Source organism: Nocardioides astragali (assembly GCF_024436375.1).
Lineage (GTDB): Bacteria > Actinomycetota > Actinomycetes > Propionibacteriales > Nocardioidaceae > Nocardioides > Nocardioides astragali.
Genome location: NZ_JAFMZM010000006.1, coordinates 43177 through 69824 on the forward strand (window position 1 = coordinate 43177; position 26648 = coordinate 69824).

Genomic DNA, 26648 nt, shown 5'->3' on the forward strand with positions numbered 1-26648 from the left:
CGTTCGTCGTCTGTGGGCCGGACGCCGGTGGTCCACCCCGGAAGGAGACCCATGGCGCGGCCAGAAAAGACTGCCGCCGTTGCAGAGATCGTTGAGTCCTTCAACGACTCCGCCGGCGCTGTGCTGACCGAGTACCGCGGTCTCACCGTGAAGCAGCTGCAGGACCTGCGGCGCTCCCTCGGCGAGAACGCCAACTACGCCGTGGTCAAGAACACGCTCGCCAAGATTGCCGCCACCGAGGTGGGAATCGAAGGCTTCGACGACCTGTTGACCGGCCCCACCGCCATCGCCTTCATCAATGGAGACGTGGTCGAGGCCGCCAAGGGTCTGCGTGACTTTGCCAAGGCCAACCCCGCCCTTGTCATCAAGGGTGGAGTCCTGGACGGCAACACCCTCGACGCTGCCGAGGTCGCCAAGCTGGCTGACCTCGAGTCGCGCGAGGTGCTGATGGGCAAGCTGGCGGGCGCGATGCTCGCGAGCCTCTCCCAGGCCGTCTACCTGCTCAATGCGCCGCTCGCCCAGGCCGCCCGTCTCGCGGGTGCGCTCCAAGCGAAGGCCGAGCAGGACCCCACGATCCTCGCAGGTGGTGCCGGTACGCCGGATGTTCCCGCTGCCGAGGACGCCCCGGTGGAGGAGGCCCCCGCGGCCGCCGAGCCCGAGGCGACCGACGAGGCTGCCGACCAGGCCGCCGAGTCCACCGACGCCTGACCGGGCCGACGTACACCACCTGAAACCCGGCGCGCCGCACCACGCGACCGCGCCACACACGGAAGGAAACGCCACCATGGCGAAGCTCAGCACCGACGAGCTCCTTGACGCCTTCAAGGAGATGACCCTGATCGAGCTCTCTGAGTTCGTGAAGCAGTTCGAGGACACCTTCGGCGTGACCGCCGCCGCCCCCGTCGCCGTGGCCGCCGCCCCGGCCGCCGGTGGCGCCGCTGCCGGTGGCGACGAGGCCGTCGCGCAGGACGAGTTCGACGTCATCCTCGAGGCCGCTGGTGACAAGAAGATCAACGTCATCAAGGAGGTCCGCTCGCTGACCTCCCTCGGTCTCAAGGAGGCCAAGGACCTCGTCGAGGCGGCCCCGAAGCCGATCCTCGAGAAGGTCGACAAGGCTGCGGCCGACAAGGCGAAGGAGGCTCTCGAGGCCGCCGGCGCCACCGTCACCGTCAAGTGACTCGCTGACGGCGGGCTCCTCGCGAGCCCGCCGTCGACCGCTCAGGGCGGTCACCCCGGACCACGGGGTGACCGCCCTGCTCGTTTTCCGGCCTCAGTGACGACAGTCTCGCCAGGGCGTAACCTCTCGCGCAGTTCGCCGTTGATCTACTCAGTAGTAGCGAGGGAGGAAGTCCGCGTCCATGGGTGTCGAGATCAAGGTGAGCGACCTCTCCAAGTCGTTCGGCAAGCAGCTGATCTGGGGTGACGTGACCCTCACGATCCCGGCCGGCGAGATCTGCGTGATGCTCGGCCCCTCCGGCACGGGCAAGTCGGTCTTCCTCAAGACGCTCATCGGACTGCTGAAGCCCGACAAGGGTTCGATCCTCATCGAGGGCACCGACATCGCGAGCTGCTCCGAGCGGGAGCTCTACGAGATCCGCAAGCTCTTCGGCGTTCTGTTCCAGGACGGCGCCATGTTCGGATCGATGAACCTCTACGACAACGTCGCCTTCCCGTTGCGCGAGCACACCAAGAAGTCCGAGTCGGAGATCCGCAACATCGTCATGGAGAAGATGGACCTCGTTGGCCTCCTCGGCGCCGAGGACAAGCTGCCCGGCGAGATCTCCGGGGGCATGCGCAAGCGAGCGGGCCTGGCCCGCGCCCTCGTGCTCGACCCGGAGATCGTGCTCTTCGACGAGCCCGACTCCGGCCTCGACCCGGTGCGTACGGCGTTCCTCAACCAGCTCATCATCGACCTCAACGCCCAGATCGACGCGACCTTCCTCATCGTCACCCACGACGTCAACACCGCGCGCACCGTCCCCGACAACATCGGCCTGCTCTACCACCGGCACCTCGCCATGTTCGGCCCTCGCGAGATGCTGCTGAGCTCGGAGGAGCCGGTGGTGCGCCAGTTCCTCAACGCCCAGCGGGTCGGGCCGATCGGCATGTCGGAGGAGAAGGACGCCGACGAGCTCGCGGCGGAGAAGGACCAGGACCTGCCCCCGCTGCCGCCGATCCCGCTCCAGCAGGAGCCGTCCAACGGCATCCCGCGGCGCAGCCAGCGGCCGCCGGGGGAGTGGTGCCGCGAGCACGGCGTCACCCCGCCTCCGGGTTCCTTCGAGACCAGCAACGCTGGCCTGGCCCCAGGAGCCTGACGACCCGTGGCCACGACATTGTCCTCGCGCGCGCTCGCTCCGATCGGGGTCGCGGGCAACCTGTTCGCGTTCGCGCTCGATGTGTTCCGGGCGCTCTTCCGGCGTCCGTTCCAGCTGCGTGAGTTCATCCAGCAGGCGTGGTTCATCGCCTCGGTCACGATCGTTCCCACCGCGCTCGTCGCCATCCCGTTCGGTGCCGTCATCGCGCTGCAGGTCGGCGGCCTGATCAAGCAGTTCGGCGCGCAGTCCTTCACCGGGTCGGCCTCGGTGCTGGCCGTGGTGCAGCAGGCGGCGCCCATCGGCACCGCCCTGCTGATCGCCGGCGCCGGCGGCTCGGCCATCGCCGCCGACCTCGGTGCCCGCAAGATCCGCGAAGAGCTCGACGCGATGATGGTGCTCGGCATCGACCCGATCCAGCGGCTCGTCGTGCCCCGCGTCCTGGCCTGCATGCTCGTCGCGTTCTTCCTCAATGGCATGGTCAGTGTCGTCGGGGTGGCCGGCGGCTACGTCTTCAACGTGATCCTCCAGGACGGCACGCCCGGCGCCTACCTGGCCAGCTTCACCGCCCTCGCCCAGCTTCCCGACCTGTGGATCGGCCTGATCAAGGCGCTGATCTTCGGCCTCATCGCCGCGATCGTCGCTTCCTACAAGGGCATGAACGCCAACGGTGGCCCGAAGGGCGTCGGTGACGCGGTCAACGAGTCGGTCGTCATCACGTTCCTGCTGCTCTTCGTGGCCAACTTCGTCCTCAGCATGATCTACCTCCAGGTCGTCCCCCCGAAGGGCGGATGACGTGGCTCTCAAGGACGTCTACGTCAAGCCCATGGCCTCGCTCGATACCATGGGCCAACAGCTCGCCTTCCACATCGGCGTGCTCAAGGCCATCCCCCGCTCGGTCCGCCGCTACCCGCGGGAGATCCTGCGGATCCTCGCCGAGGTCACGCTGGGCTCCGGCGCGCTGGCGGTCATCGGTGGCACCGTCGGCGTCATCATCGGCATGACGTTCTTCACCGGCGCCCAGGTCGGTCTCTCCGGCTACGCCGCGCTCAACCAGCTCGGCACTGCCGCCTTCTCGGGCTTCGTCTCCGCCTACTTCAACACCCGCGAGATCGCGCCGCTGGTCGCCGGCATCGCACTCGCCGCCACGGTCGGCTGCGGCTTCACCGCCCAGCTCGGCGCCATGCGGATCTCGGAAGAGGTCGACGCCCTCGAGGTGATGGCGATCCCCTCGATGCCCTTCCTGGTCGCCACCCGGGTGGTCGGCGGACTGATCGCGATCATCCCGCTGTACGTGGTCGGGCTGCTGTCGTCCTACTTCGCCAGCCGGCTGGTGGTGACGCAGGTCTACGGCCAGTCGTCGGGCACCTACGACCACTACTTCAACGCGTTCCTGCCGCCGGGCGACGTGCTCTGGTCCTTCGGCAAGGTCCTGGTCTTCGCCGTCACCGTCATCCTCATCCACTGCTACCACGGCTACAACGCCTCTGGCGGTCCCGCCGGCGTCGGCGTCGCCGTGGGTCGTGCGGTGCGCACGAGCATCGTCGCGATCAACGTGCTCGACCTGTTCCTGTCGATGGCCATCTGGGGCGCGTCCACCACTGTGCGGTTGGCGGGGTGAGCGACTGATGAGGACGAAGTCCCTGGGAGTGCTGTTCCTGGTGCTCATGCTGGCGTCGGTGTGGGTCACCTACGGCGTCTTCACCAAGAAGTTCACCGACTACGACGAGGTCACAGTCCACGCGTCCAAGATCGGGCTGCAGCTCCCGCACCGCGCGGACGTCAAGATCAAGGGCGTCATCGTGGGCGAGGTGCTCGACTTCAGGCCCACCGCCGAGGGCGCCGAGATCACCCTCGGCCTCTTCCAGGACCGCACCACCGCGATCCCCAGGGACGTCACCGCGTCGATCCTGCCCAAGACGCTGTTCGGTGAGAAGTTCGTGTCGCTGATCGTCCCCGAGGGTGGCTCGTCCGCTCCCCCGATCGCGGCCGGTGACGTGATCGAGCGGACCAACTTGTCGATCGAGGTCGAGAAGGTGCTCAGCGACCTCTACCCGCTGCTGCGCGCCGTCCAACCGGCCGACCTCAACACCACGCTCAACGCGATCGCCACCGCGCTGGAGGGCCGCGGCGAGCAGCTCGGCGAGAGCCTCGAGACGCTCGACGACTACCTGACCCGGTTCAACCCCGAGCTGCCCGGCCTGATCGAGGACCTGCGGCTGACCGCGGAGGTCTCCGACACGTACGCCGACGTGCTGCCCGAGGTCGCGACGATCCTGCGCAACACGATCACCACGACCACGACGCTGGAGGACCGCGAGGAGAAGCTCAAGGCGCTCTTCAACGACGTCTCCCAGTTCTCCGCCGTCGCCGAGCGCTTCACCCGCAACAACGGCGACAACCTGGTTCGGCTCGGGGAGCTGGGTGCCGCCCAGCTCGAGGTGTTCGCGCGCTACGCGCCGGGCTACCCCTGCCTCCTGGGCGGCATCGTCGGTGCCGGCAAGCTCCAGGCCGAGGCGTTCCGTGGCTTCACCCTGCACATCGTGCTCGAGACCCTGCCCCACCAACCCCGCGCCTACGGACCCCAGGACGCCCCGATCTACGGCGACACGCGGGGATATCACTGCGGCCGGCTGCCCAACCCGCCGTGGTCGCAGAGCAACCCCGTGACCCACCAGCCCGACTTCGTCGACGGGATCGACGAGCCCACCGGCAAGGGCACCAGCCGCGTCGGGCCCGGATGGTCCGGCACCGCCGCCGGGTTCGTCGGCGGCCGCGACGAGGCCGCGCTCCTCAAGGCGCTGCTCGCGCCAGGGTTAGGCGTCAGTGCCGACGACGTACCCGACCTGGGTGTGCTGCTTGTCGGTCCCATGGCACGCGGGGCGGAGGTGTCGCTTCGATGAGCCAGCTGCTGGACAAGAAGACCTCCGTCGACCTGGTGAAGCTCCTGGTCTTCATCGTGGTGACCTCGCTCGCCACCACGGTGCTGATCGTGACGATCGGCAACATCGGCTTCGGAGACTCGCGCGACTACAAGGCCGAGTTCACCGACGCGACGGGCGTCACCAAGGGCGACGACATCCGCGTCGCCGGTGTCCGGGTCGGCACCGTGAGCGAGGTGGAGATCATCGACCGCACCCGGGCCCTGGTCACCTTCTCCGTGGACGAGGACACGTCGGTCAACGGTGGCACCAACGCCTCGATCCGCTACCGCAACCTCGTCGGCCAGCGCTACATCTCCCTCACCCAGGAGGTGGGCGACACCCAGCGGCTGCCCGCCGGGACCACCATCCCGGTCTCGCGGACCAGGCCGGCGCTGGACCTGACGGTGCTGTTCAACGGGTTCAAGCCGCTCTTCCAGGCGCTCTCGCCGGAGGATGTCAACAAGCTCTCCTACGAGCTGATCCAGGTGTTCCAGGGCGAGGGCGGCACGCTCGAGGGGCTGCTCGCCCACACCGCGTCCGTCACCTCGACCCTCGCCGACCGCGACGAGGTGATCGGCGACCTGATCGACAACCTGTCCCTCGTCCTCGACCACGTCGCCGACCGCGACGAGCAGCTGACGCGGCTGATCCAGTCCTTCCGCACCCTCGTCGGCGGCCTCAAGAAGGACCGGTTCGCGATCCTCGACTCGCTCGAGGACGTCTCCGCGCTGTCGGTGGAGACCGCGTCCCTCATCGACGGCATCCGCGAGCCGTTCGTCAAGGACATCAAGGAGCTGCGGGCGGTGGCCGGCAACATCGACAAGAACAAGGCCGAGCTCGACCGGGCCCTCCAGGTCCTGCCGATCAAGCTCGACAAGATCGGTCGCACCGCGATCTACGGCTCGTTCTTCAACTTCTACCTCTGCGAGTTCCAGGGCCGGGTCAACCTGCCCGGCGGGGTCTCGCTGCCGGTCAAGTACCAGACCGGGTCCGACAGGTGTGATCTCGGATGAACTCACCCCACGCCGTTCTTCTCCCCCGCTGCGCTCCTCCGAACAACGCCGAGGGGACCCCGAGATGAAGCCGTTCAGGGAGCGCAACCCCGTCATCGTGGGTGCCGTCAGCCTCGTCGTCCTCGCCATGGTGATGGTGGCCGCGCTGCGCGCCGATGACCTGCCGATCATCGGCGGCGGCGACACCTACCACGCCATGTTCACCGAGGCCGGCGGGCTGAAGGTCAACGACGAGGTACGAATCGCCGGAGTCCGCGTCGGCAAGGTCAACGAGGTCGAGCTCGCCGGTGACGAGGTGAAGGTGACCTTCAAGGTCGACGACGCCGCCGACTTCGGCGCCGACACCCGGGCCGCGATCAAGGTCAAGACGGTCCTGGGCTCGATGTTCCTGGCCCTCGAGCCCGCCGGGAGCGGCCAGCTCGCGGAGAACGCGACCATCCCGGCGGAGCGTACGTCCTCCCCCTTCGACGTGGTCGAGGCGTTCGAGGGGCTGGCCTCCACGTCCGAGCAGATCGACACCGACCAGCTGGCAGAGTCGCTGACCACGCTCGCCGACCTGACGCGCAACACCCCGGAGGAGTTCCGCGGCGCCCTGTCCGGCCTCAGCCGGCTCTCGGCCAACGTGGCCGCGAAGGACGAGCAGCTCAACACGCTGCTGCAGAACCTCGAGCGGGTCTCGAAGGTCCTCGATGCGCGCGACGAGGACATCATCAAGCTGATGCAGGACGGCGACGTGCTGTTCCGGGCCCTGGTCGCCCGACGTGACGCCGTGCACGACCTGCTCGTCTCCAGCACCAAGCTCTCCCAGGAGCTCACTGCGCTGATCCGGCAGTCGCGCGATGACCTCGCCCCGGCGCTGGCGCACCTGGAGAACGTCATCGCGGTGCTCAACAAGAACGAGGACAACCTGGACAGCAGCCTGCGGTTGATGGCCCCGTTCTACCGCGTCTTCGCCAACACGCTCGGCACCGGTCCCTGGTTCGACACGTGGATCGCCAACTTCCCTCCCGTTCCGCAGGTGGGCTGACCCATGGACCTCGTGAAGCGCCTCCTCGTCCCCCTCATCGTGCTGGGCTTCGTCGTCGCGGCCGCCGTCAGCGTCTTCGGCGGCGACAGCACCAAGACGGTCGTCGCCCACTTCCCGCGGGCCATCTCGGTCTACGAGGGCAGCGACGTCCGCGTGCTCGGCGTGCCCGTCGGCACCGTGACGCGCGTCGAGCCCACGGGCACCGACGTGACCGTGACGATGGCCTACGACGACACGGTCAAGCTGCCGGCCGACGCCAAGGCCGTGATCATCGCGCCGTCCGTCGTCGGTGACCGCTACGTCCAGCTGACGCCGGCCTACTCCGGCACCGGCGACGTGCTGACCGACGGCGCCGAGCTGAGCGTCGAGGACACCTCGCAGCCGCTGGAGCTGGACCAGATCTACGACAGCCTCGACCGGCTCAACGTCGCGCTCGGCCCGCAGGGGGCCAACAAGACGGGGGCGCTGTCCGACCTCCTCTCGGTCACCGCCGACAACTTCGGCGGCCAGGGCACGACGTTCCGCCAGACCATCAAGGACTTCTCGCGCTTCAGCGCCACGCTGGCCAACAACAAGGAGGAGCTCTTCGGCTCGGTCGAGGCGCTCGAGGGGTTCATGCAGACCCTGGCCGAGAACGACCAGACAGTCCGTCAGTTCAACCAGTCGCTGGCCGACGTCTCGACGATGCTCGCCGGCGAGCGGGAGGAGCTGGTCGCCGCGACCAAGAACCTCTCCGTCGCGCTGACCGCGGTGAAGGGCTTCGTGGAGGAGAACAAGGACTCGCTGAGCCGCAACATCTCCGGCCTCAACCGGGTCTCGAAGGTCCTGGTCCGCCAGCGTGCCGCGCTCGACGAGATCCTGCACGTGGCGCCGACGGCCCTCAACAACCTGGCCCTGACCTACAACCCGCAGGCAGGCACCCTCGACACCCGCTCCAACTTCGGCGAGTCGATCAACCAGCTCGAGGCCAATCCCGCTGCGCTCCTCTGCGGGTTCGTGGGACAGGTCGAGCGCTCGGGCCGGGTCTGCGACCGGATCACCGACCTCCTCGCCCGGTCGCGTCCCGGCGCGCTGGGCACGTCCGTCGTGCTGCCGGCGCAGGACGTCTTCGACCCCACTCTCGGCGGACTCGTGGAGGTGGAGCGATGAAGGGCCTCAAGGCACTCGTGCTCGGCGCGCTCACCGCGATCGTGCTCTCCGGGTGCGACGCCAGCGTCTACTCCCTGCCGCTACCCGGCGGCCCCGACGTCGGGGAGAATCCGATCACCGTCAAGGTGGAGTTCGCCGACGTGCTCGACCTGGTTCCCCAGTCGACGGTCAAGGTCAACGACGTGAGCGTGGGCAAGGTGACCGCCATCGACCTCGAGGGCTACCAGGCCCTCGTCACGCTCCAGGTGCGGCGTGACGTCGAGCTCCCCGACAACGCCGTCGCCGAGCTGCGCCAGACCAGCCTGCTCGGGGAGAAGTTCGTCCAGCTGAGCGCTCCCGAGCAGGGCGCGAGCGCGAACGCGCTCGCCGACGGCGACACCATCCCGATCGGGCGCTCGGGTCGCAACCCGGAGGTCGAGGAGGTCCTTGGCGCGCTGAGCCTGCTGCTCAACGGCGGAGGTGTCGCACAGCTCAAGACCATCACCCAGGAGCTCAACCTGGCGCTGGAGGGCCGGGAGGACTCGGCGAGGTCGGTGCTGCGCCAGCTGCGGGTCTTCACGGCGCAGCTCGACGAGAACAAGGCCGACATCGTCAACGCGATCGAGTCGCTCAACCGCCTCGCCATCGCGGCGGAGGAGCAGCTGCCGATCATCGACAAGGCCCTCGAGGAGCTGCCCAGCGCCCTCGACTCGATCAACCGGCAGCGCGACGACCTGGTCGAGATGCTGACGGCCCTCGACCAGCTCTCGTCGGTCGCCGTCGACGTCATCGCGAAGTCCAAGGACGCCACGATCACCTCGCTGAAGCGGCTCAACCCCGTGCTGACCCAGCTGGCCGCCTCCGGGGACGACTTCACCAACGCGTTCCACGTCTTCTTGACCTACCCGTTCGTCGACGACGTCGTCGGTCGCGACCCGCAGGTGGCCCGCAACCTGCACATGGGCGACTACACCAACCTCTCCATCACCCTCGACGTCGACATCGCCGGTGGCGCGAGCGCCACCCCGTCGCTGCCCACCAACCTGCCCACGGTGATCGACCCGACCGTGATCGTCAACGACGTCCTCGCCTGCCTCCAGAGCGGGTCGCTCGCCAGTGAGGCCTGCAAGAAGGTCCTGGCCAACCTCGAGAAGCTCGCCCAGCTCCGCGAGGAGTGCGCGAAGCCGGAGAACAAGGACAAGGACGTGTGCCGCGAGCTCAACGCGATCCCCGGCCTGCCGTCCCCGCCGGTCCCCTTGCCCAGCTCGACGCTTCCGACGGTCCTGCCGACCACCCTGATCCCCACGGGGCTGCCGCGGGCCGGCACGGACGAGCGGCCGCGTCCCGGCAATCCGACGGTGCGCGACCTGATGGACCTCTACGACCCGGCGCTGGTCAGCCTCCTGATCCCGGGGATGGTGCAGCGATGATCACCCGTCGGACCAAGCTGCAGCTCCTGGTGTTCGCCATCATCACCCTCGTCGGCGTCAGCTTCGTGGGCGCACGCTACGCCCGCCTCGACCGCGTGTTCCTCGACCAGAGCTACACGGTCGTGGCCCATTTCGCCGACTCCGGCGGTGCGTTCGAGGGCGCGGAGGTCTCCTACCGCGGTGTCCGTGTCGGTCAGGTCGAGGAGCTGGTCCTCACCGACGACGGGGTGGACATCCTCCTCGACATCGACAACGAGTTCGACGACATCCCCGCCGACGCGCACGCCCTCGTGGGCAACCGCTCGGCGGTCGGAGAGCAGTACGTCGAGCTCCAGCCGCAGAGCACGAAGGGGCCGTTCCTCCGGGACCACTCCGAGATCGCCCGCGACCGCACCACGACCCCGATCCAGACCGACACCCTCCTGACGCACCTCGACGAGACCGTCCGCAGCGTCGACCCCGACGACCTGCGCACGGTCACCTCGGAGTTCGGACTGGCCTTCGACGGCGCCGGCGAGGACCTGCAGACGATCCTCGACAGCAGCAACGCCTTCATCACCGCGGCGGAGGAGAACTTCGAGGTCACCGTCGACCTGATCCGCGACAGCAACACCGTCCTCAACGGGCAGATCGACTCCGAGCGCGCGTTCCGCCGGTTCGCTCGCGACATGTCCACCTTCTCCACGACGGTGGCCAACCACGACCAGGACCTCCGCAAGCTCATCGAGGACGGCTCGCTCGGCGCCAACGAGCTCCGCGTCTTCCTGGAGGAGAACGAGATCGAGCTCGGGGAGCTGATCAACAACCTCGTCACGACCGGCGAGGTCGTGGTCAAGCACCTCGACGGCGTCGAGCAGCTCCTCGTGCTCTATCCCTACGTCGTCGAGGGTGGCTTCACCGTGGTGTCCAAGTCGCCCGGCACCGGGCTGTACGACGCCCACTTCGGCATGGTGATGACCGACAACCCCCACGTGTGCCTCGAGGGCTACGAGGGCACCGATCGCCGCTCGCCCCTCGACGGCAGCAGCCGGCCGATGAACGAGGCGGCGAGGTGCACGGCCCCCGCGGCGAAGACGAACGCCCGAGGCGCACAGAACATCCAGGCCCCGCGTGCCGCGACGGGATGGGGGGGACCCGCGGACTTCGCCTACGACCCCGAGACGGGCACGCTGACCTCTGATCCCGCGCTCGTCCAACGCCTGGAGCGAGCCGGTAGCGTGGCTCCCCGCAGCCTCGGAGAGGAGACGTGGAAGTGGCTCTACCTCCAGCCCCTGCTGGCGCGCGACTGACCCCCAGGGTCCGGATCGCGACCGCCGCCGTGCTGGCGCTGGTCGTGGCCGCCTGCGTCGCGCTGCTGATCTGGATGTCCGTCGCCGGCCGGGCAGCTGCCGACGGTGGCCTGAACCTGCCCGACGAGCGCGAGCAGGTGATGAGCCTGACCGACCAGTTCGTGAAGCGCCTCGGCACCTACAGCCCCGACATGCTCGACGACTCGGGGCAGATGCCGGCCTACCGCGAGCAGGTCCGTGAGGTCATCACGCCGAAGTTCGCGGCCGACTTCGACAAGGAGGTCGCCACCGCCGAGCAGCTCGTCGCCCAGGGAGGCATCACCCGCTCCGCCGACGTCTTCGCCACCGCGGTGTCCTCCATCGACGACGACTCCGCACGGGTCCTGGTGGCCGGAGCGTTCACCGACAGCTACGAGCAGGGCACCGGTGAGAAGGCCCGGACGATCGACCAGGAGCCGCTGCCGTTCCGCTTCACCGTCGACCTGGTGATGATCGAGGGGGAGTGGCTCGTGGACGACTTCTCGCCCGTGAGCAACCCCGACGACGCCGCCGGCAGCGGTGCCGGCACTGACGAGGGGAGCACGCCATGAGCGACGCCCCCACCTGGTACGACCTCCTCGACGTCTCCCGCGACGCCTCCGCCGAGGACATCCGGGCCGCCTGGCGGACCCAGATCGCCGACCTCGAGCCGGGGGATCGGCGCTTCGACGCCCTCAACCGTGCCGCGAAGGTCCTGCTCGATCCCGAGGCCCGGGCGGCGTACGACGCCGGGCTCCCGCGGGGCGACGACACGGACCCGACCGACGGTGAGGAGCCGGGTCTCGTGACAGGCGCCGGAGCGCCTTCCTCGACCAGCGGTGGCGCCGGAGCGCCTTCCTCGACCAGCGGTGGCGCCGGAGCGCCTTCCTCGACCGGCGGTGGCGCCGGTGTCCCCTCGTGGCTGCTGGCCGGTCTCGGCGTCCTGGCCGCTGGGCTGGTGGTGGCCACGATCTGGATGTGGACCGCACGGGAGGACGGCGGGGACGACTCCGCCGCCCGGGACGCGCAGGTCGCCGCCGAGCGCGCCGTCGTACCTGTGCTGTCCTACGACTACGAGCACCTCGAGGCCGACCAGAAGGCCGCGCAGGCATTGATGACCGGCAACTACCGCGAGGAGTACGACAAGCTCTTCACGGTGCTGGAGGAGAACGCCCCCCAGACGCAGACGAAGGTCACCGCCTCCGTCATCGCCTCCGGGATCGTCCGTGCGAGCGAGGAGCGGGTGCAGGTGCTGGTCTTCGTGGACCGTCCCACCACCAACAAGCTCAGCGCCGAACCCGTGGTCTACAAGGACCAGGTGACGCTCGCGATGCAGCTCGTCGACGGCGAGTGGCTGGTCGACGACCTGATCACCTCGCCCGTCCAGGGGTAGCGCCCTGGGTGCTCAACCTTGGACAAGGGCTGCACTCGAAGCCCCCGGAGGAATGTTTGCGGCGCGCCCTGCTTGACCAGGAGCGCTCGGGCGTTCATCATCGTCGGCAACGCGTGGCACTCTTCCCTCTGGGAAATCGACCCCGCGTTTGAGGCGTGTCCTGATCTGCGCTATCGTGTCTCCTTGCGCCTGCCCTCAGATGCCCGACGCCCTCCGGACGGCTGTCGTGGTGGTCGGCCGGCGCCGATCAGTTGCTCATTTGTGAGGACACCTCTTGGCCGCGCGCAGCTCCGCTGGTAACCACCGTCGCACCTCTTTCGCAAAGATCACCGAACCTCTCGAGGTTCCCCCCCTCATCTCGCTCCAGACCGACAGCTTCGACTGGCTGGTCGGCGGCGAGCGCTGGGAGGCCACCGTCGCGGCCCGCAGGGCCAACGGTGAGGACGTCTCCGAGAAGACCGGTCTGCAGGAGATCTTCGAGGAGATCTCCCCGATCGAGGACTTCTCCGAGACGATGATGTTGTCCTTCGACAACCCCGTCTTCCTCGACGAGAAGTACACCGAGGAGGAGTGCAAGGAGAAGGACTTCACCTACTCCCGCCCGCTCTACGTCTCGGCCGAGTTCATGAACCACGAGACCGGCGAGATCAAGGGCCAGACGGTCTTCATGGGCGACTTCCCCATGATGACCAAGAAGGGCACCTTCATCATCAACGGCACCGAGCGGGTCGTCGTGTCCCAGCTCGTCCGTTCGCCCGGCGTCTACTTCGAGTCGTCCCCTGACAAGACCTCGGACAAGGACATCTTCACCGCCAAGCTCATCCCGAGCCGTGGCGCGTGGCTGGAGTTCGAGATCGACAAGCGCGACCTGGTGGGTGTGCGCCTGGACCGCAAGCGCAAGCAGAACGTCACCGTCCTGCTCAAGGCGCTCGGCTGGACCACCGACCAGATCCGCGAGGAGTTCGGTCAGTACGAGTCCATGATGCTGACCCTCGAGAAGGACAGCGTCCGCTACGAGGTCGTCCACGAGGAGCTGCAGAAGAAGGCGCGGGGCGAGGCCCCGACCGCCGAGCAGGTCAACCTCGAGGTCACCCGCCTCGCGCTGCTCGACATCTACCGCAAGCTCCGCCCGGGCGAGCCGCCGACGGCCGAGGCCGCGCAGACGCTGCTCAACAACTACTACTTCAACTCCAAGCGCTACGACCTGGCGAAGGTCGGCCGCTACAAGATCAACAAGAAGCTCGGCCTGCACGAGGCCTTCGACCAGCAGACGCTGACCATCGACGACGTCGTGGCCGCCATCCGCTACGTCGTGCAGCTGCACGCCGCGGGTGTCCAGGGCGACGCTCCTGACCTGGTCGACGCCGCGAGCAACCCGGTGGTGGGCCTCGACGGCGCCGTCGTCAAGGTCCAGGCCGACGACATCGACCACTTCGGCAACCGCCGTATGCGCACGGTCGGTGAGCTCATCCAGAACCAGCTCCGCACGGGCCTGGCCCGCATGGAGCGCGTGGTGCGCGAGCGGATGACGACCCAGGACGTCGAGGCCATCACGCCGCAGTCCCTGATCAACATCCGTCCCGTGGTCGCGGCGCTGAAGGAGTTCTTCGGCACCTCGCAGCTGAGCCAGTTCATGGACCAGACCAACCCGATCGCCGGCCTGACGCACAAGCGTCGGCTGTCGGCGCTCGGTCCCGGTGGTCTGTCCCGTGACCGTGCCGGCATGGAGGTCCGTGACGTCCACCCGTCGCACTACGGCCGCATGTGCCCCATCGAGACGCCTGAAGGCCCCAACATCGGCCTGATCGGCTCGCTGGCCTCCTACGGCCGGATCAACCCGTTCGGCTTCGTCGAGACCCCCTACCGCCGCGTGGTCAAGGGTGTCGTCACCGACGAGATCGACTACCTGACCGCCGACGACGAGGACCGCTACGTCATCGCGCAGGCCAACGCGCCGCTCGACGCGAACATGAAGTTCGTCGAGGACCGCGTCCTGGTCCGCCAGCAGAAGGGTGAGGTCGACGCGATCCTGGCCGAGGAGGTCGACTACATGGACGTCTCGCCGCGCCAGATGGTGTCGGTCGCGACGGCCCTGATCCCGTTCCTCGAGCACGACGACGCCAACCGCGCGCTCATGGGCGCCAACATGCAGCGCCAGGCCGTCCCGCTGGTCGTCAGCGACAGCCCGCTCGTCGGCACCGGCATGGAGTACCGCGCCGCCGTCGATGCCGGCGACGTGGTCGTGGCCGACAACGCCGGAGTGGTGAAGGAGGTGTCCGCCGACGCCATCGAGACGATGAACGACGACGGCACCTACCAGACCTACAAGCTGGCCAAGTTCAAGCGCTCCAACCAGGGCACCTGCATCAACCAGCGCCCGCTGGTGAAGGCCGGCGACCGTCTCGAGGTCGGTACGCCGATCGCCGACGGTCCCTGCACCGACGACGCCGAGATGGCGCTGGGCACCAACCTGCTCGTCGCCTTCATGCCGTGGCAGGGTCACAACTACGAGGACGCGATCATCCTCAGCCAGCGCCTGGTCCAGGAGGACGTCCTCACCTCGATCCACATCGAGGAGCACGAGGTCGACGCCCGTGACACCAAGCTCGGCCCCGAGGAGATCACGCGGGACATCCCCAACGTCTCCGAGGAGGGCCTGGCCGACCTCGACGAGCGCGGCATCATCCGCATCGGCGCCGAGGTCACCACCGGCGACATCCTCGTCGGCAAGGTCACGCCCAAGGGCGAGACCGAGCTGACCCCGGAGGAGCGCCTGCTCCGCGCGATCTTCGGCGAGAAGGCGCGCGAGGTGCGCGACACCTCGATGAAGGTGCCCCACGGTGAGTCCGGCACGGTCATCGGCGTCCGCGTCTTCGACCGCGAGGACGGCGACGACCTGCCTCCGGGCGTCAACCAGCTGGTCCGCGTCTACGTCGCCCAGAAGCGCAAGATCTCGGTCGGCGACAAGCTCGCCGGTCGCCACGGCAACAAGGGCGTCATCGCCAAGATCCTGCCCGTCGAGGACATGCCGTTCATGGAGGACGGCACGCCGGTCGACGTCGTGCTCAACCCGCTGGGTGTGCCGCGACGGATGAACATCGGCCAGATCCTCGAGCTCCACCTGGGCTGGCTCGCCAAGCAGGGTTGGGACCTCGACCTGTCCGGCGAGAAGGGCAACGCCGACTGGAAGAAGCGCCTGATCTCGATCGGCGCCGAGAAGGCCTCGCCCAACACCAAGGTCGCGACCCCGGTGTTCGACGGTGCCCGCGAGGACGAGATCACCGGCCTGCTCGGTGCCACGCTTCCCAACCGTGACGGTGAGCGGATGGTCAAGGAGGACGGCAAGGCCGCGCTCTTCGACGGTCGTTCCGGCGAGCCGTTCCCGGAGCCGGTGGCCGTGGGCTACATGTACATCCTCAAGCTCCACCACCTCGTCGACGACAAGATCCACGCTCGCTCGACCGGCCCGTACTCGATGATCACGCAGCAGCCCCTGGGCGGTAAGGCCCAGTTCGGTGGCCAGCGGTTCGGCGAGATGGAGGTCTGGGCGATGGAGGCCTACGGCGCCGCGTACGCCCTCCAGGAGCTCCTGACGATCAAGTCCGACGACGTGCCGGGCCGCGTGAAGGTCTACGAGGCGATCGTCAAGGGCGAGAACATCCCCGACTCCGGGATCCCCGAGTCGTTCAAGGTGCTCGTCAAGGAGATGCAGTCCCTCTGCCTCAACGTCGAGGTGCTCACCCACGACGGATCGACCATCGAGCTCAAGGATGCCGAGGAAGACGTCTTCCGGGCCGCCGAGGAGCTCGGCATCGACCTGTCGCGCCGCGAGCCCAGCTCCGTCGAAGAAGTCTGAGTGATGCCGCTGCCGCTGGTCGCACGAGGGACGTCGTCCCTCGCGACCAGCGGCGGCGGACCTCAGTCGCCTACTCACCGTTTTTCGTAACAACTGAAGGGTTGCAGCCATCGTGCTCGACGTGAACTTCTTCGACCAGCTTCAGATCGGCCTGGCCACCGCGGACGAGATCCGCACGTGGAGCCACGGCGAGGTCAAGAAGCCGGAGACCATCAACTACCGCACGCTCAAGCCCGAGCGTGACGGCCTCTTCTGCGAGAAGATCTTCGGTCCCACCCGGGACTGGGAGTGCTACTGCGGCAAGTACAAGCGCGTGCGCTTCAAGGGCATCATCTGTGAGCGCTGTGGCGTCGAGGTCACCCGCTCCAAGGTCCGCCGTGAGCGCATGGGCCACATCGAGCTCGCCGCTCCCGTGACCCACATCTGGTACTTCAAGGGCGTCCCGTCGCGCCTGGGCTACCTGCTCGACCTGGCGCCGAAGGACCTCGAGAAGGTCATCTACTTCGCCGCCTACATGATCACCTCGGTCGACGAGGACGCGCGTCACCGCGACTCCGAGTCCCTCGAGAACAAGGTCGGGCTCGAGCGCGAGCGTCTCGAGAAGCGCCGCGACTCCGCTGTCGAGGACCGTGCCAAGAAGCTCGAGGAGGACCTCGCCACCCTGGAGGCCGAGGGCGCGAAGGCCGACGCCAAGCGCAAGGTGCGCGACGGTGCCGACCGCGAGATGAACCAGCTCCGTGACCGCGCCAACCGCGAGATCGCGCGGCTGGAGGAGGTCTGGGACACGTTCAAGAGCCTCAAGGTGCAGGACCTGCTCGGCGACGAGCTGCTCTACCGCGAGATGAAGACCTGGTTCGGCAAGTACTTCGAGGGCCACATGGGCGCCACGGCGATCCAGAGGCGCCTCCAGGACTTCGACGTCGAGGCCGAGGTCGAGTCGCTGCGCGACACGATCGCCAACGGCAAGGGCCAGCGCAAGGTCCGCGCCCTCAAGCGGCTCAAGGTCGTCGACGCCTTCCGCAAGACCGGCAACCAGCCCATCGGCATGGTGCTCGACGCGGTTCCGGTGATCCCGCCGGACCTGCGTCCGATGGTCCAGCTCGACGGTGGCCGCTTCGCCACCTCCGACCTCAACGACCTCTACCGCCGCGTCATCAACCGCAACAACCGCCTCAAGCGTCTGCTCGACCTCGGTGCTCCCGAGATCATCGTCAACAACGAGAAGCGGATGCTGCAGGAGGCTGTCGACAGCCTCTTCGACAACGGTCGTCGTGGTCGTCCGGTCACCGGACCGGGCAACCGTCCGCTGAAGTCGCTGTCCGACATGCTCAAGGGCAAGCAGGGTCGCTTCCGTCAGAACCTGCTCGGCAAGCGCGTGGACTACTCCGGCCGTTCGGTCATCGTCTCGGGTCCGCAGCTCAAGCTGCACCAGTGCGGTCTGCCCAAGCAGATGGCGCTCGAGCTCTTCAAGCCGTTCGTGATGAAGCGCCTCGTCGACCTGTCGCACGCGCAGAACATCAAGTCCGCCAAGCGGATGGTCGAGCGCGCCCGCCCCGTCGTGTGGGACGTCCTCGAAGAGGTCATCACCGAGCACCCCGTGCTGCTCAACCGCGCGCCCACCCTGCACCGCCTCGGCATCCAGGCCTTCGAGCCCCAGCTGATCGAGGGCAAGGCCATCCAGATCCACCCGCTCGTCTGCGGCGCGTTCAACGCCGACTTCGACGGGGACCAGATGGCCGTCCACCTCCCGCTGTCCGCGGAGGCGCAGGCCGAGGCCCGCATCCTGATGCTGTCGACCAACAACATCCTCAAGCCGTCGGACGGCCGCCCGGTGACCATGCCCTCGCAGGACATGATCATCGGCCTGTTCTGGCTGACCGCGGAGCGTGACGGCGAGGTCGGCGAGGGCCGCATCTTCTCGTCGCCGGCCGAGGCGATCATGGCCTACGACCGTGCCGAGATCGGGCTGCAGAGCAAGATCAGGATCCGCCTCGACGACATCGTCCCCCCGCTCGACCTCGAGCTGGGTGCCGACTGGGAGGAGCGGACCGCGATCCTGCTCGACACGACCCTGGGTCGCGTCTACTTCAACGACACGCTCCCGGCCGACTACCCCTTCGTCAACGAGGAGGTCGGCAAGAAGCGCCTCGGCGCGATCGTCAACGACCTGGCCGAGCGCTACACCAAGGTGCAGGTCGCTGCGTCGCTCGACGCCCTCAAGGACGCCGGCTTCCACTGGGCCACCCGCTCCGGCGTGACCGTCTCGATCGACGACGTCACCACGCCCGACAGCAAGGTCGAGATCCTGGGTCGCTACGAGGCTCAGGCCGAGAAGGTCCAGAAGAACTACGAGCGCGGTGTGATGACCGACGACGAGCGTCGTCAGGAGCTCATCGAGCTGTGGACCCAGGCTGCGGCCGAGGTCGGCCGCGCGATGGAGGCCAACTTCGACCGCACCAACCCGATCTACATGATGGTCGACTCGGGTGCCTCCGGAAACATGAACCAGATCCGGCAGGTCGCGGCCATGCGTGGTCTGGTGGCCAACCCGAAGGGCGAGATCATCCCGCGCCCGATCAAGGCCAACTTCCGCGAGGGCCTCTCGGTGCTCGAGTACTTCATCTCGACCCACGGTGCTCGCAAGGGCCTGGCCGACACCGCGCTCCGCACCGCCGACTCGGGCTACCTGACCCGTCGTCTGGTGGACGTGTCGCAGGACGTCATCATCCGTGAGGACGACTGCGGCACCGAGCGTGGCCTGCCCAAGCGCATCGACGACGAGCACGTGGAGACCTCGGCCTACGCCCGGGCCTCCGCCGTCGAGATCACCCACCCGGAGACCGGCGAGGTCCTCGCCGTCGCCGGGGAGGACCTCGGCGACGTCAAGATCGGCGAGCTCGTGGCTGCCGGTGTCACCGAGGTCAAGGTCCGCTCGGTCCTGACCTGCGACGCCCGCACCGGCACGTGTGCCAAGTGCTACGGCCGCTCGCTGGCCACCGGCAAGCTGGTCGACATCGGTGAGGCGGTCGGCATCATCGCCGCCCAGTCCATCGGTGAGCCCGGCACGCAGCTGACCATGCGCACCTTCCACACCGGTGGTGTGGCCTCCGCCGACGACATCACGCAGGGTCTGCCCCGCGTGGTCGAGCTCTTCGAGGCCCGCTCGCCCAAGGGTCGTACGCCGATCTCGGAGTCCGCCGGTCGCGTGAAGATCGAGGAGACCGACAAGGCCCGCGTCGTCGTGGTCACCCCCGACGACGGCTCCGAGGTCCAGGAGATCCCGGTGTCGAAGCGTTCGCGCCTCAACGTCGAGGACGGCGACCACATCGAGGTTGGTCACCACATCACCTCGGGTACGCCCGACCCGCAGGACGTCCTGCGCATCCTGGGTGTCCGCAAGGCGCAGGAGCACCTCGTGGACGAGGTCCAGGAGGTCTACCGCTCGCAGGGTGTGTCGATCCACGACAAGCACATCGAGATCATCGTGCGGCAGATGCTGCGCCGCGTGACGGTCATCGAGTCCGGTGACACCAACCTGCTCCCGTCCGACCTGGTCGACCGGGTGCGGTTCGAGGAGGAGAACCGTCGCGTGGTCTCCGAGGGAGGCAAGCCGGCCTCGGGTCGCCCGGTCCTCATGGGCATCACCAAGGCCTCGCTCGCGACCGAGTCGTGGCTCTCGGCGGCCTCCTTCCAGGAGACCACCCGCGTGCTCACCGACGCCGCGATCAACGGCCGCTCCGACAGCCTCCGTGGCCTGAAGGAGAACGTGATCATCGGAAAGCTCATCCCGGCCGGCACCGGCCTGGAGCGCTACCGCAACATCCGGGTGGAGCCCACCGAGGAGGCCCGCGCCGCGGCCTACTCGGTGACGGGCTACGACTCCTACGACTACGACTTCGGTCCGTCGTCGCAGGCCGTCGCGCTCGACGACTTCGACTTTGGTTCCTACCAGAACTGATCGAGTCGCACACCGAGCCCCGGTCTCCCCTCGTGGGAGGCCGGGGCTCGGCGCATTTCGGCGGCAGCCGAAAGTCAGGCCTAGTTCGGTGTCACGCTGCCCACCTGAGAGAATCCGGACGTGACGACCCCCACCTCGACCGACGTCCTCGTCGTCGGCGCCGGCCCCGCCGGGTCGGCGGCGGCGGCCTGGGCAGCGCGTGCCGGGCTCGACGTCGTCCTCGCGGACGCGGCCATGTTCCCGCGCGACAAGACCTGCGGCGACGGCCTGACCCCGCGGGCGATCGGGGAGATGCAGAAGCTCGGCCTCGAGGACTGGCTGCGCGCCCACACGGTCAACCAGGGCCTGCGCGCCCACGGCTTCGGCCAGACGCTGCTGCTGCCCTGGCCCGGGCCGCAGTCGCCGGGCTCCGCCCTGCCGGACTGGGGGTCCGCGGTGGCTCGCACCGAGCTCGACGACCACCTGCGCACGGTGGCGATCAAGAGCGGTGCCCAGGCGATCGACGGCGCCCGCGCGGTCGGCGTACGGCGTGAGGGCGGGCGGGTGGCTGCGGTCAGGTTCCGCGGGCTCGACCCCGCCCGGCCGGGCCACGAGGCGGAGATCGCCTGCCGGTGGCTGGTCGTCGCGGACGGCGTACGCTCCCCGCTCGGAAAGCTGCTGGGCCGTGAGTGGCACCGCGACACGGTCTACGCGGTGGCCGGGCGAGCCTATGTCGACTCCGACATGTCCGACGACCCCTGGATCAGCTCCCACCTCGAGCTTCGCGACGAGCAGGGTGAGCTGGTCTCCGGCTACGGCTGGATCTTCCCGCTGGGCAACGGGACGGTGAACCTCGGTGCCGGCACCCTCGCGACCAGCAGCCGGCCGGCCGAGGTGGCGATCAAGCCGCTCATGCAAACCTATGCCGACACCATCGGCGACGACTTCGGGCTGGCGGGCCCGCTGCGGATGGCGACCTCGGCGCTGCTGCCGATGGGTGGCGCTGTCACCAACGTCGCCGGCCCCAACTGGGCGCTGATCGGTGACGCCGCGGCCTGCGTCAACCCCCTCAACGGCGAGGGCATCGACTACGGCCTGGAGACCGGCCGGTTCGTCGCCGAGCACATCTCGAGCGGCGCCGGTCTCGGCGAGGCGTGGCGTGCCACCCTGGTCGAGCACTACGGCGAGTCGTTCTCCATCGCCCGTCGCCTCGCCGGCATCGCCACGCGACCCAAGGTCGTCGCGGCCCTCGGACCCGCGGGGATGCGCTCCGACTGGCTGATGACGCTCGCCCTGCGCTGGATGGGCAACCTCGTCGACGAGGCCGACCGGGACCGGGCGGCGCGGGTGTGGCGCTGGGCCGGCCGGCAGTCGATGGCCCGGGACGCGCGGCCCCCCTTCAGTTGAGGGGCCGACGGGACGAGCGGACCTACCGGGCCGCCGTCGTGCTGGGCCGGGTCGGCCTGCGGGCGCTCGACCTCAAGGTCGTGGGCTCGGGGTGGGAGAACGTCCCCGCCAGCGGACCCGTTCTGCTCGCGGCGACGCACGTCTCCTACCCGGACTTCCTGTTCATCCAGGCCGCGACTCGTCCCACGGGCCGCTACGTCCGCTTCATGACCCGACACGACGTGTGGCACGTCCGCGGGCTGGCGAGACCGATGGACGCGATGGGGCACATCCCGGTCGACCGGCAGGCCCCGGCAGCGGCGTACCTGAGGGCGCGGCGGCTGCTGCATGCCGGTGAGGCGGTGCTCTCGTTCCCCGAGGCGGGGATCAGCTACTCCTACACCGTCCGGTCCCTGATGCGTGGCGTGGCCGGTCTGGCGCGGGAGACCGGTGCGCCGGTCGTGCCGGTTGCGCTGTGGGGCGCGCAGCGCGTCTACTCGGTCGGGGTGCCCGACGAGCGGGGCCTTCAGCCGCGGCCGGACCTCACGCGCGGGCGGCGGGTCGACGTGTCGTTCGGCGAGCCGCTGACGATCGGTCCCGAGGAGGACCTCACCGAGTGGACCTGTCGCCTCGGCGCACGGCTCACCGACCAGCTCGAGGCGTTGCAGCGCCTGCCGCACCACCTGCCCCGACCGGGTGAGCACGCGCCGTGGTACCCCGCGCACCTGGGCGGGCACGCGCCCACGCGCGCGGAGGCGGCGCACCTCGACGTGGTGCCGCGCTCAGCCGTCAGGCCGACGTGGGGGCCGGCCTAGGCCTGCGCCGGCCCTCGAGCCAGCCGAGCGGGTTGGTGAACGGCGCCAGCACGCGTCGTACGGGAGGAGAGGCCAGCAGCAGGGTGAGCGCGATCGACCCCAGGATGGTCAGCACCAGCCCCAGCACCTCGTGGGCGGTCGTGAACTCCGGCCAGCCGAGCGCCTTGACGGTCTTGATGACGAAGCCGTGGAAGAGGTAGATCACCATCGTGGCGGTGCCCATCGTGGTGAACCGCCCGAGCGAGCGGCGCGGCACGAGCGACATCGCCGCGAAGGCACCCACCAGCCCGACCATCATCACCGTCAGCCGGGTCTGGAAGACGATCTCGTCGTCGATCGGGATCTCGGAGTAGCCCGCGTCGTACCAGAGCAGCGCGGTCTCCGCCCACGTGTCGGTGTAGAGCGCCATGATGCCGATGCCGACGAGCATCGGCACCGCGGCCAGGCGGACCCACACGTCGTCGAGGTGTGCGAGGTGGCGCGGCTTGAGGTAGAGCCCGAGCACGAAGAACGGCAGCAGGCCCAGGAACCGGGGAATCATCAGGGCGTCGGTGTTCCAGAGGCCGCCGGCCAGGCTGACGATCACCGACAGGGGCAGGAAGAGCCAGTGCAGCTTGAGGATCGGGGTGACCAGGCGCCACATGAGCAGCACGATGAGGTACCACATCGTCCAGTGCGGCTCCAGCCAGAGCGGGCCTGTCACGTTCTCGTCGACCACAGCGCGGCGGAAGTAGAACAGCGCCGGCTCGAAGAGGAGGTAGGGGATGGCCAGCGTGTAGACCAGGCCCTTCATCCTGCGCAGGTCCCACTCGAAGGACTTCGAGAGGTAGCCGCTGACGAAGACGAACGCCGGGATGTGCCAGAGGTAGATGAAGTCGTAGAGCCAGTGGCTGCCCTGGGTGGCCTCGACCAGCCCGATGGAGTGCCCGATCACGACGAGGGTGACGAGGACCATCTTGACGTTGTCGAGCCACGGGTCGCGGGACGGGGGAACCACGGCGCTCACCGTACTTCACTAGGTTGGGGGCCATGGTTTCCCTGCCGAGGCGTCAACGCGTGGGGGCGTACGCCGTCATGCTCCGCGAGCACGAAGGTCGGGTCGAGGTCCTCCTCAGCCGACTCTCGGCGCGCGTCTCGCGCACGGAGCTGTGGACCCTTCCCGGCGGCGGGATCGATCACGGGGAGGACCCGCGACTGGCGGTGATCCGGGAGATCCGCGAGGAGACCGGGCTCGAGGCGACGGTGGGGGAGACGGCTCACGTCTACAGCGCCCACCTGCCCCGCGCCTCGCGGGACGGACTGCTCGTCGACGCCCACGCGATCCGCATCGTCTACGACGGGTGGGCAGCTCCGGACGCGCCGACGCCGCGCGTCCTCGAGGTCGACGGGTCCACGATCGAGGCCGCGTGGAAGCCGCTCGACGACGTGGTCTCCGGTGCCGTCCCCGTCGCGGGGCTCGTGACGGAGGCGCTGGTCGACCACCTGCCGTTCCGGCTCCAGCGGGTGGCGGCGTACGCCGTGGTGCGCCGGGCAGGCGAGGTGCTGCTCACCCGGCTGTCGTCCCGTGCCGCGCACCCGGGCAGGTGGACGCTGCCCGGTGGCGGGATCGACCACGGCGAGCACCCCTCGGTGGCCTTGGCGCGGGAGGTCGAGGAGGAGTCCGGGCTGCCCTGCGAGGTCACCGGACTGATCGGCGTCCACGACACCCACTTCTTCGGCAACGCCCCCTCCGGCCGGATCGAGGACTACCACGGGGTCCACCTGATCTTCAGCGCCGCCGTCGGCGACGGTGAGCCCTACGTCCGCGAGGTCGACGGCACGACCGATGCCGTGGCCTGGGTCCCCGTCGCCGACGTGGAGTCGGGGGGCGTGGAGGTCCTCGACCTGGTGCGTCATGCGCTGGGGCTCGACTCCGCCCGATCGACGGGGGCTTGAGATGACAGGCATGAGATGACAGAGAGCGTCTTCACCTATGCCGCGCCCGGCCTGAAGTTCGGCCGCGGCGCCAGCGACGAGATCGGCTGGGACGTGCAGCAGCTCGTCGCCACGGCCGGCGGCTCCGCCAGCCGGGTCCTGCTGGTGACCGATGCCGGGGTGGCCGCGACCGGCCATCCCCAGCGGATCGCGCAGGCCATGGGGTCCAACGGGCTCGACGTGACCCTGTTCGCCGGAGCGCGGGTGGAGCCGACGGACGCCTCGCTGGAGGAGGCGATCGCCTTCGCCCGCGACTGCGGGCCCTTCGATGCCGTCGTCGCGGTGGGCGGCGGCTCGTCCATCGACACGGCCAAGGCCGTGAACCTGCTGCTGACCAACGCCGGCGAGCTGATGGACTACGTCAATCCCCCGGTCGGGGGTGGGCGCGTTCCCGAGCACCGGCTGCTGCCGCTGGTGGCGGTGCCCACGACCACCGGCACGGGCGCCGAGTCCACGACGATCTGCGTCCTCGACGTCCTTGCGCTGAAGGTCAAGACCGGCATCTCGCACGCGCGGCTGCGTCCCACGCTGGCGGTGGTCGACCCGGACCTCACCATGACCCAACCCGCCATGGTGACCGCCTCGAGCGGGATGGACATCCTCTGCCACGCGCTCGAGAGCTACACGGCGCGCTGGTTCGCCGACTTCGAGGCCAAGCGGCCCGAGCAACGCGTGCCCTACTGCGGCGCGAACCCGATCGCCGACATGTGGTCCGAGAAGGCCCTGTCCCTCCTCGCCGGCGCCTTCCGCCGGGCCGTGGGCGACGGCTCCGACCGCGAGGCGCGCGAGCAGATGGCGCTGGCCGCGACGTTCGCCGGGCTCGGCTTCGGCAACGCGGGCGTCCACGTGCCGCACGCCTGCGCCTACCCGATCGCCGGCCGGGTGCGCGACTACCGGCCGCCCGGCTACCCGGACGACGAGCCGATCGTTCCGCACGGGATGGCGGTGGTGATGACGGCCCCGGCGGCCTTCGCCCGGACCTTCGAGGCGTCCCCCGAGCGACACCTGCGCGCGGCAGAGCTGCTGGGTGCCGACACCAGGGACACCGCCGACGGCGGCTCGGGCGTGTTACCGAGGGTGCTGCGCGGTCTGATGCGCGACGTGGGCCTGCCGAGCGGCCTCGGGGAGATCGGCTACGGCTCCGACGACGTCGACGACCTGGTCGACGGCGCCCTGAAGCAGCAGCGCCTGCTGGCCACCGCGCCCATCGACGTCACCGCTGACGACCTCGCCACTGTCTTCCGGAGCTCGCTCGAGCACTGGTGACGCCGGGCGACCACCCTGCCGCGTGAGCGTGCTCGGTCCTGGGCGGCAGCTTCCTGCGATCGACCACCCCCGATCGCAGGAAGCTGGGGCGGTGGGCCGACTGCGCGGAGTGAGGGCGAAGTTCGTTCCGCCCCGAGCTGTGGACAACGCCCCGACGCCTGCCGCGGGTGCCTAGCGTCGGAGACATGCACGACCCACACGACTGGCTCACGCAGCGAGCCGCAGCGCAGGTGCTGCACGAGGACATCGGGATCCACCGCGAGACCGCCCGCCGCCTGTTGGTCGCCGGGGCGATGGGGCTTCCGCGCAACACGTCGCTCGCCTCGTTCCACCGTCGAGACGACATCGACGCCTTCGTCGCCCGCTTCCGGGACCGACCGCCCCTCCCGGTGCCTGATCGCAACCTGGTCGTCGTCCGGGTCGGGAACGGTCGGGTCCGTCTGGGAGCCACCGCGCAGCACCAGCTCGACCGGCTGGCCGACGGCTGGCGGATGTCACCGAAGTGGCGCGCGCTGTGCCGCGGCGTCGTCGCCGCCGGGGGCGAGCCTGCCGGCTTCCTGGTGACGCTGGGCGGCTTCGTGGTGGCCGGTGCTGACATCGTGGGCGCGGAGTGGGCGGGTCGGGAAGGTCTCGAGCCGGGAGATCCCGCGGGCTCCCCGCTGCTGACGCGGTTCGAGCTGCGATCGCCGGGGCAGTGGTACGCGGCGTGGAGTGGCCAGCAGCTGCCGTCGCAGGCGGGAGGCGCAGCGCTGCGGGTGTGGGCGCTGCACGACCGGGCGCCGTGGGAGCGCACGCCGCGAGACCGGCCGTCAAGGGGCCGGTCACTAGGATGAGGTCATGAACCCCCACCACCGCCGACTCGTCATCCCGGTGGCGCTGG

21 protein-coding genes are annotated in these 26648 nt (G+C 69.0%); 20 read left to right on the forward strand and 1 reads right to left on the reverse strand.

Annotation, left to right across the window (positions count from 1 at the left end):
* The first annotated feature begins 51 nt into the window (after positions 1-51).
* The 17 genes from rplJ (at position 52) to J3P44_RS19790 (ending at position 22528) form a co-directional block, all read left to right on the forward strand.
* Positions 52-708 (forward strand): 50S ribosomal protein L10, encoded by a 657-nt coding sequence (gene rplJ / locus J3P44_RS19710; RefSeq protein WP_255892178.1) that lies wholly within the window; start codon positions 52-54, stop codon positions 706-708.
* A gap of 76 nt (positions 709-784) precedes the next feature.
* Positions 785-1177 carry a 50S ribosomal protein L7/L12 gene (gene rplL / locus J3P44_RS19715; RefSeq protein WP_255892179.1) on the forward strand — a complete coding sequence of 131 codons (393 nt, stop codon included), beginning with the start codon at positions 785-787 and terminating at the stop codon, positions 1175-1177.
* Between the two features lie 181 nt (positions 1178-1358).
* Entirely contained in the window at positions 1359-2315 is a 957-nt protein-coding gene (locus tag J3P44_RS19720; RefSeq protein ID WP_255892180.1) for an ABC transporter ATP-binding protein, read from the forward strand.
* 6 nt (positions 2316-2321) lie between these two features.
* On the forward strand, positions 2322-3107 hold the full coding sequence (locus J3P44_RS19725) for an MlaE family ABC transporter permease (protein ID WP_255892181.1): 786 nt from the start codon (positions 2322-2324) through the stop codon (positions 3105-3107).
* Positions 3108-3138: 31 nt separating this feature from the next.
* Positions 3139-3933, forward strand: coding sequence for an MlaE family ABC transporter permease (locus J3P44_RS19730; RefSeq protein WP_305122747.1), 795 nt, complete (start codon positions 3139-3141; stop codon positions 3931-3933).
* Positions 3934-3940: 7 nt separating this feature from the next.
* Complete coding sequence (locus J3P44_RS19735) at positions 3941-5215, forward strand: MCE family protein (RefSeq protein WP_255892182.1); 1275 nt, start codon at positions 3941-3943, stop codon at positions 5213-5215.
* On the forward strand, positions 5212-6249 hold the full coding sequence (locus J3P44_RS19740; RefSeq protein WP_255892183.1) for an MCE family protein: 1038 nt from the start codon (positions 5212-5214) through the stop codon (positions 6247-6249). Before J3P44_RS19735 ends, J3P44_RS19740 begins: the two co-directional genes overlap by 4 nt.
* Positions 6250-6313: 64 nt before the next feature.
* Positions 6314-7276 carry an MCE family protein gene (locus J3P44_RS19745; protein WP_255892184.1) on the forward strand — a complete coding sequence of 321 codons (963 nt, stop codon included), beginning with the start codon at positions 6314-6316 and terminating at the stop codon, positions 7274-7276.
* Positions 7277-7279: 3 nt separating this feature from the next.
* On the forward strand, positions 7280-8425 hold the full coding sequence (locus J3P44_RS19750) for an MCE family protein (RefSeq protein ID WP_255892185.1): 1146 nt from the start codon (positions 7280-7282) through the stop codon (positions 8423-8425).
* Positions 8422-9834 carry an MCE family protein gene (locus J3P44_RS19755; RefSeq protein WP_255892186.1) on the forward strand — a complete coding sequence of 471 codons (1413 nt, stop codon included), beginning with the start codon at positions 8422-8424 and terminating at the stop codon, positions 9832-9834. The genes J3P44_RS19750 and J3P44_RS19755 overlap by 4 nt, the downstream gene beginning before the upstream one ends.
* Entirely contained in the window at positions 9831-11123 is a 1293-nt protein-coding gene (locus tag J3P44_RS19760) for an MCE family protein (protein WP_255892187.1), read from the forward strand. The genes J3P44_RS19755 and J3P44_RS19760 overlap by 4 nt, the downstream gene beginning before the upstream one ends.
* The gene (locus J3P44_RS19765; protein WP_255892188.1) at positions 11087-11713 is read left to right on the forward strand and encodes a hypothetical protein; all 627 of its coding nucleotides are present in this window, start codon (positions 11087-11089) and stop codon (positions 11711-11713) included. Before J3P44_RS19760 ends, J3P44_RS19765 begins: the two co-directional genes overlap by 37 nt.
* The gene (locus tag J3P44_RS19770; protein ID WP_255892189.1) at positions 11710-12534 is read left to right on the forward strand and encodes a DnaJ domain-containing protein; all 825 of its coding nucleotides are present in this window, start codon (positions 11710-11712) and stop codon (positions 12532-12534) included. The genes J3P44_RS19765 and J3P44_RS19770 overlap by 4 nt, the downstream gene beginning before the upstream one ends.
* Positions 12535-12808: 274 nt before the next feature.
* Positions 12809-16390, forward strand: coding sequence for a DNA-directed RNA polymerase subunit beta (rpoB, locus tag J3P44_RS19775; protein WP_255892190.1), 3582 nt, complete (start codon positions 12809-12811; stop codon positions 16388-16390).
* A gap of 112 nt (positions 16391-16502) precedes the next feature.
* The gene (locus J3P44_RS19780; RefSeq protein ID WP_308212282.1) at positions 16503-20348 is read left to right on the forward strand and encodes a DNA-directed RNA polymerase subunit beta'; all 3846 of its coding nucleotides are present in this window, start codon (positions 16503-16505) and stop codon (positions 20346-20348) included.
* A gap of 120 nt (positions 20349-20468) precedes the next feature.
* Positions 20469-21734 (forward strand): geranylgeranyl reductase family protein, encoded by a 1266-nt coding sequence (locus tag J3P44_RS19785; RefSeq protein WP_255892192.1) that lies wholly within the window; start codon positions 20469-20471, stop codon positions 21732-21734.
* Positions 21731-22528, forward strand: a complete 798-nt coding sequence (locus J3P44_RS19790) for a lysophospholipid acyltransferase family protein (RefSeq protein ID WP_255892193.1) — start codon at positions 21731-21733, stop codon at positions 22526-22528. The genes J3P44_RS19785 and J3P44_RS19790 overlap by 4 nt, the downstream gene beginning before the upstream one ends.
* On the opposite strand, the gene J3P44_RS19795 is transcribed toward J3P44_RS19790, so the two are convergent.
* A complete protein-coding gene (locus J3P44_RS19795) occupies positions 22503-23525 on the reverse strand; it encodes an acyltransferase family protein (protein WP_255892194.1) in 1023 nt (340 codons plus the stop codon). The two genes, J3P44_RS19790 and J3P44_RS19795, sit on opposite strands and share 26 nt — an antisense overlap.
* 32 nt (positions 23526-23557) lie before the next feature.
* Here J3P44_RS19795 and J3P44_RS19800 point away from each other — a divergent pair, with 32 nt between their 5' ends.
* The 3 genes from J3P44_RS19800 (at position 23558) to J3P44_RS19810 (ending at position 26601) form a co-directional block, all read left to right on the forward strand.
* Positions 23558-24463, forward strand: a complete 906-nt coding sequence (locus J3P44_RS19800; protein ID WP_255892195.1) for an NUDIX domain-containing protein — start codon at positions 23558-23560, stop codon at positions 24461-24463.
* A 15-nt stretch (positions 24464-24478) separates the two neighbouring features.
* Positions 24479-25768: a hydroxyacid-oxoacid transhydrogenase gene (locus J3P44_RS19805; RefSeq protein WP_255892196.1), complete on the forward strand. Its 1290-nt coding sequence runs from the start codon at positions 24479-24481 to the stop codon at positions 25766-25768.
* A 185-nt stretch (positions 25769-25953) separates the two neighbouring features.
* Positions 25954-26601 carry a basic helix-loop-helix domain-containing protein gene (locus tag J3P44_RS19810; protein WP_255892197.1) on the forward strand — a complete coding sequence of 216 codons (648 nt, stop codon included), beginning with the start codon at positions 25954-25956 and terminating at the stop codon, positions 26599-26601.
* Positions 26602-26648 lie beyond the last annotated feature (47 nt).

Bases quoted from the DNA above. Each gene is read 5' to 3' on its own strand.
- J3P44_RS19745 (WP_255892184.1), top strand. From the start codon at position 6,314: ATGAAGCCGTTCAGGGAGCGCAACCCCGTCATCGTGGGTGCCGTCAGC.
- rplJ (WP_255892178.1), top strand. From the start codon at position 52: ATGGCGCGGCCAGAAAAGACTGCCGCCGTTGCAGAGATCGTTGAGTCC.
- J3P44_RS19770 (WP_255892189.1), top strand. From the start codon at position 11,710: ATGAGCGACGCCCCCACCTGGTACGACCTCCTCGACGTCTCCCGCGAC.
- J3P44_RS19810 (WP_255892197.1), top strand. From the start codon at position 25,954: ATGCACGACCCACACGACTGGCTCACGCAGCGAGCCGCAGCGCAGGTG.
- J3P44_RS19740 (WP_255892183.1), top strand. From the start codon at position 5,212: ATGAGCCAGCTGCTGGACAAGAAGACCTCCGTCGACCTGGTGAAGCTC.
- J3P44_RS19730 (WP_305122747.1), top strand. From the start codon at position 3,139: ATGGCCTCGCTCGATACCATGGGCCAACAGCTCGCCTTCCACATCGGC.
- rplL (WP_255892179.1), top strand. From the start codon at position 785: ATGGCGAAGCTCAGCACCGACGAGCTCCTTGACGCCTTCAAGGAGATG.
- J3P44_RS19755 (WP_255892186.1), top strand. From the start codon at position 8,422: ATGAAGGGCCTCAAGGCACTCGTGCTCGGCGCGCTCACCGCGATCGTG.
- J3P44_RS19800 (WP_255892195.1), top strand. From the start codon at position 23,558: ATGGTTTCCCTGCCGAGGCGTCAACGCGTGGGGGCGTACGCCGTCATG.
- J3P44_RS19735 (WP_255892182.1), top strand. From the start codon at position 3,941: ATGAGGACGAAGTCCCTGGGAGTGCTGTTCCTGGTGCTCATGCTGGCG.
- J3P44_RS19750 (WP_255892185.1), top strand. From the start codon at position 7,280: ATGGACCTCGTGAAGCGCCTCCTCGTCCCCCTCATCGTGCTGGGCTTC.
- J3P44_RS19805 (WP_255892196.1), top strand. From the start codon at position 24,479: ATGACAGAGAGCGTCTTCACCTATGCCGCGCCCGGCCTGAAGTTCGGC.
- J3P44_RS19720 (WP_255892180.1), top strand. From the start codon at position 1,359: ATGGGTGTCGAGATCAAGGTGAGCGACCTCTCCAAGTCGTTCGGCAAG.
- J3P44_RS19760 (WP_255892187.1), top strand. From the start codon at position 9,831: ATGATCACCCGTCGGACCAAGCTGCAGCTCCTGGTGTTCGCCATCATC.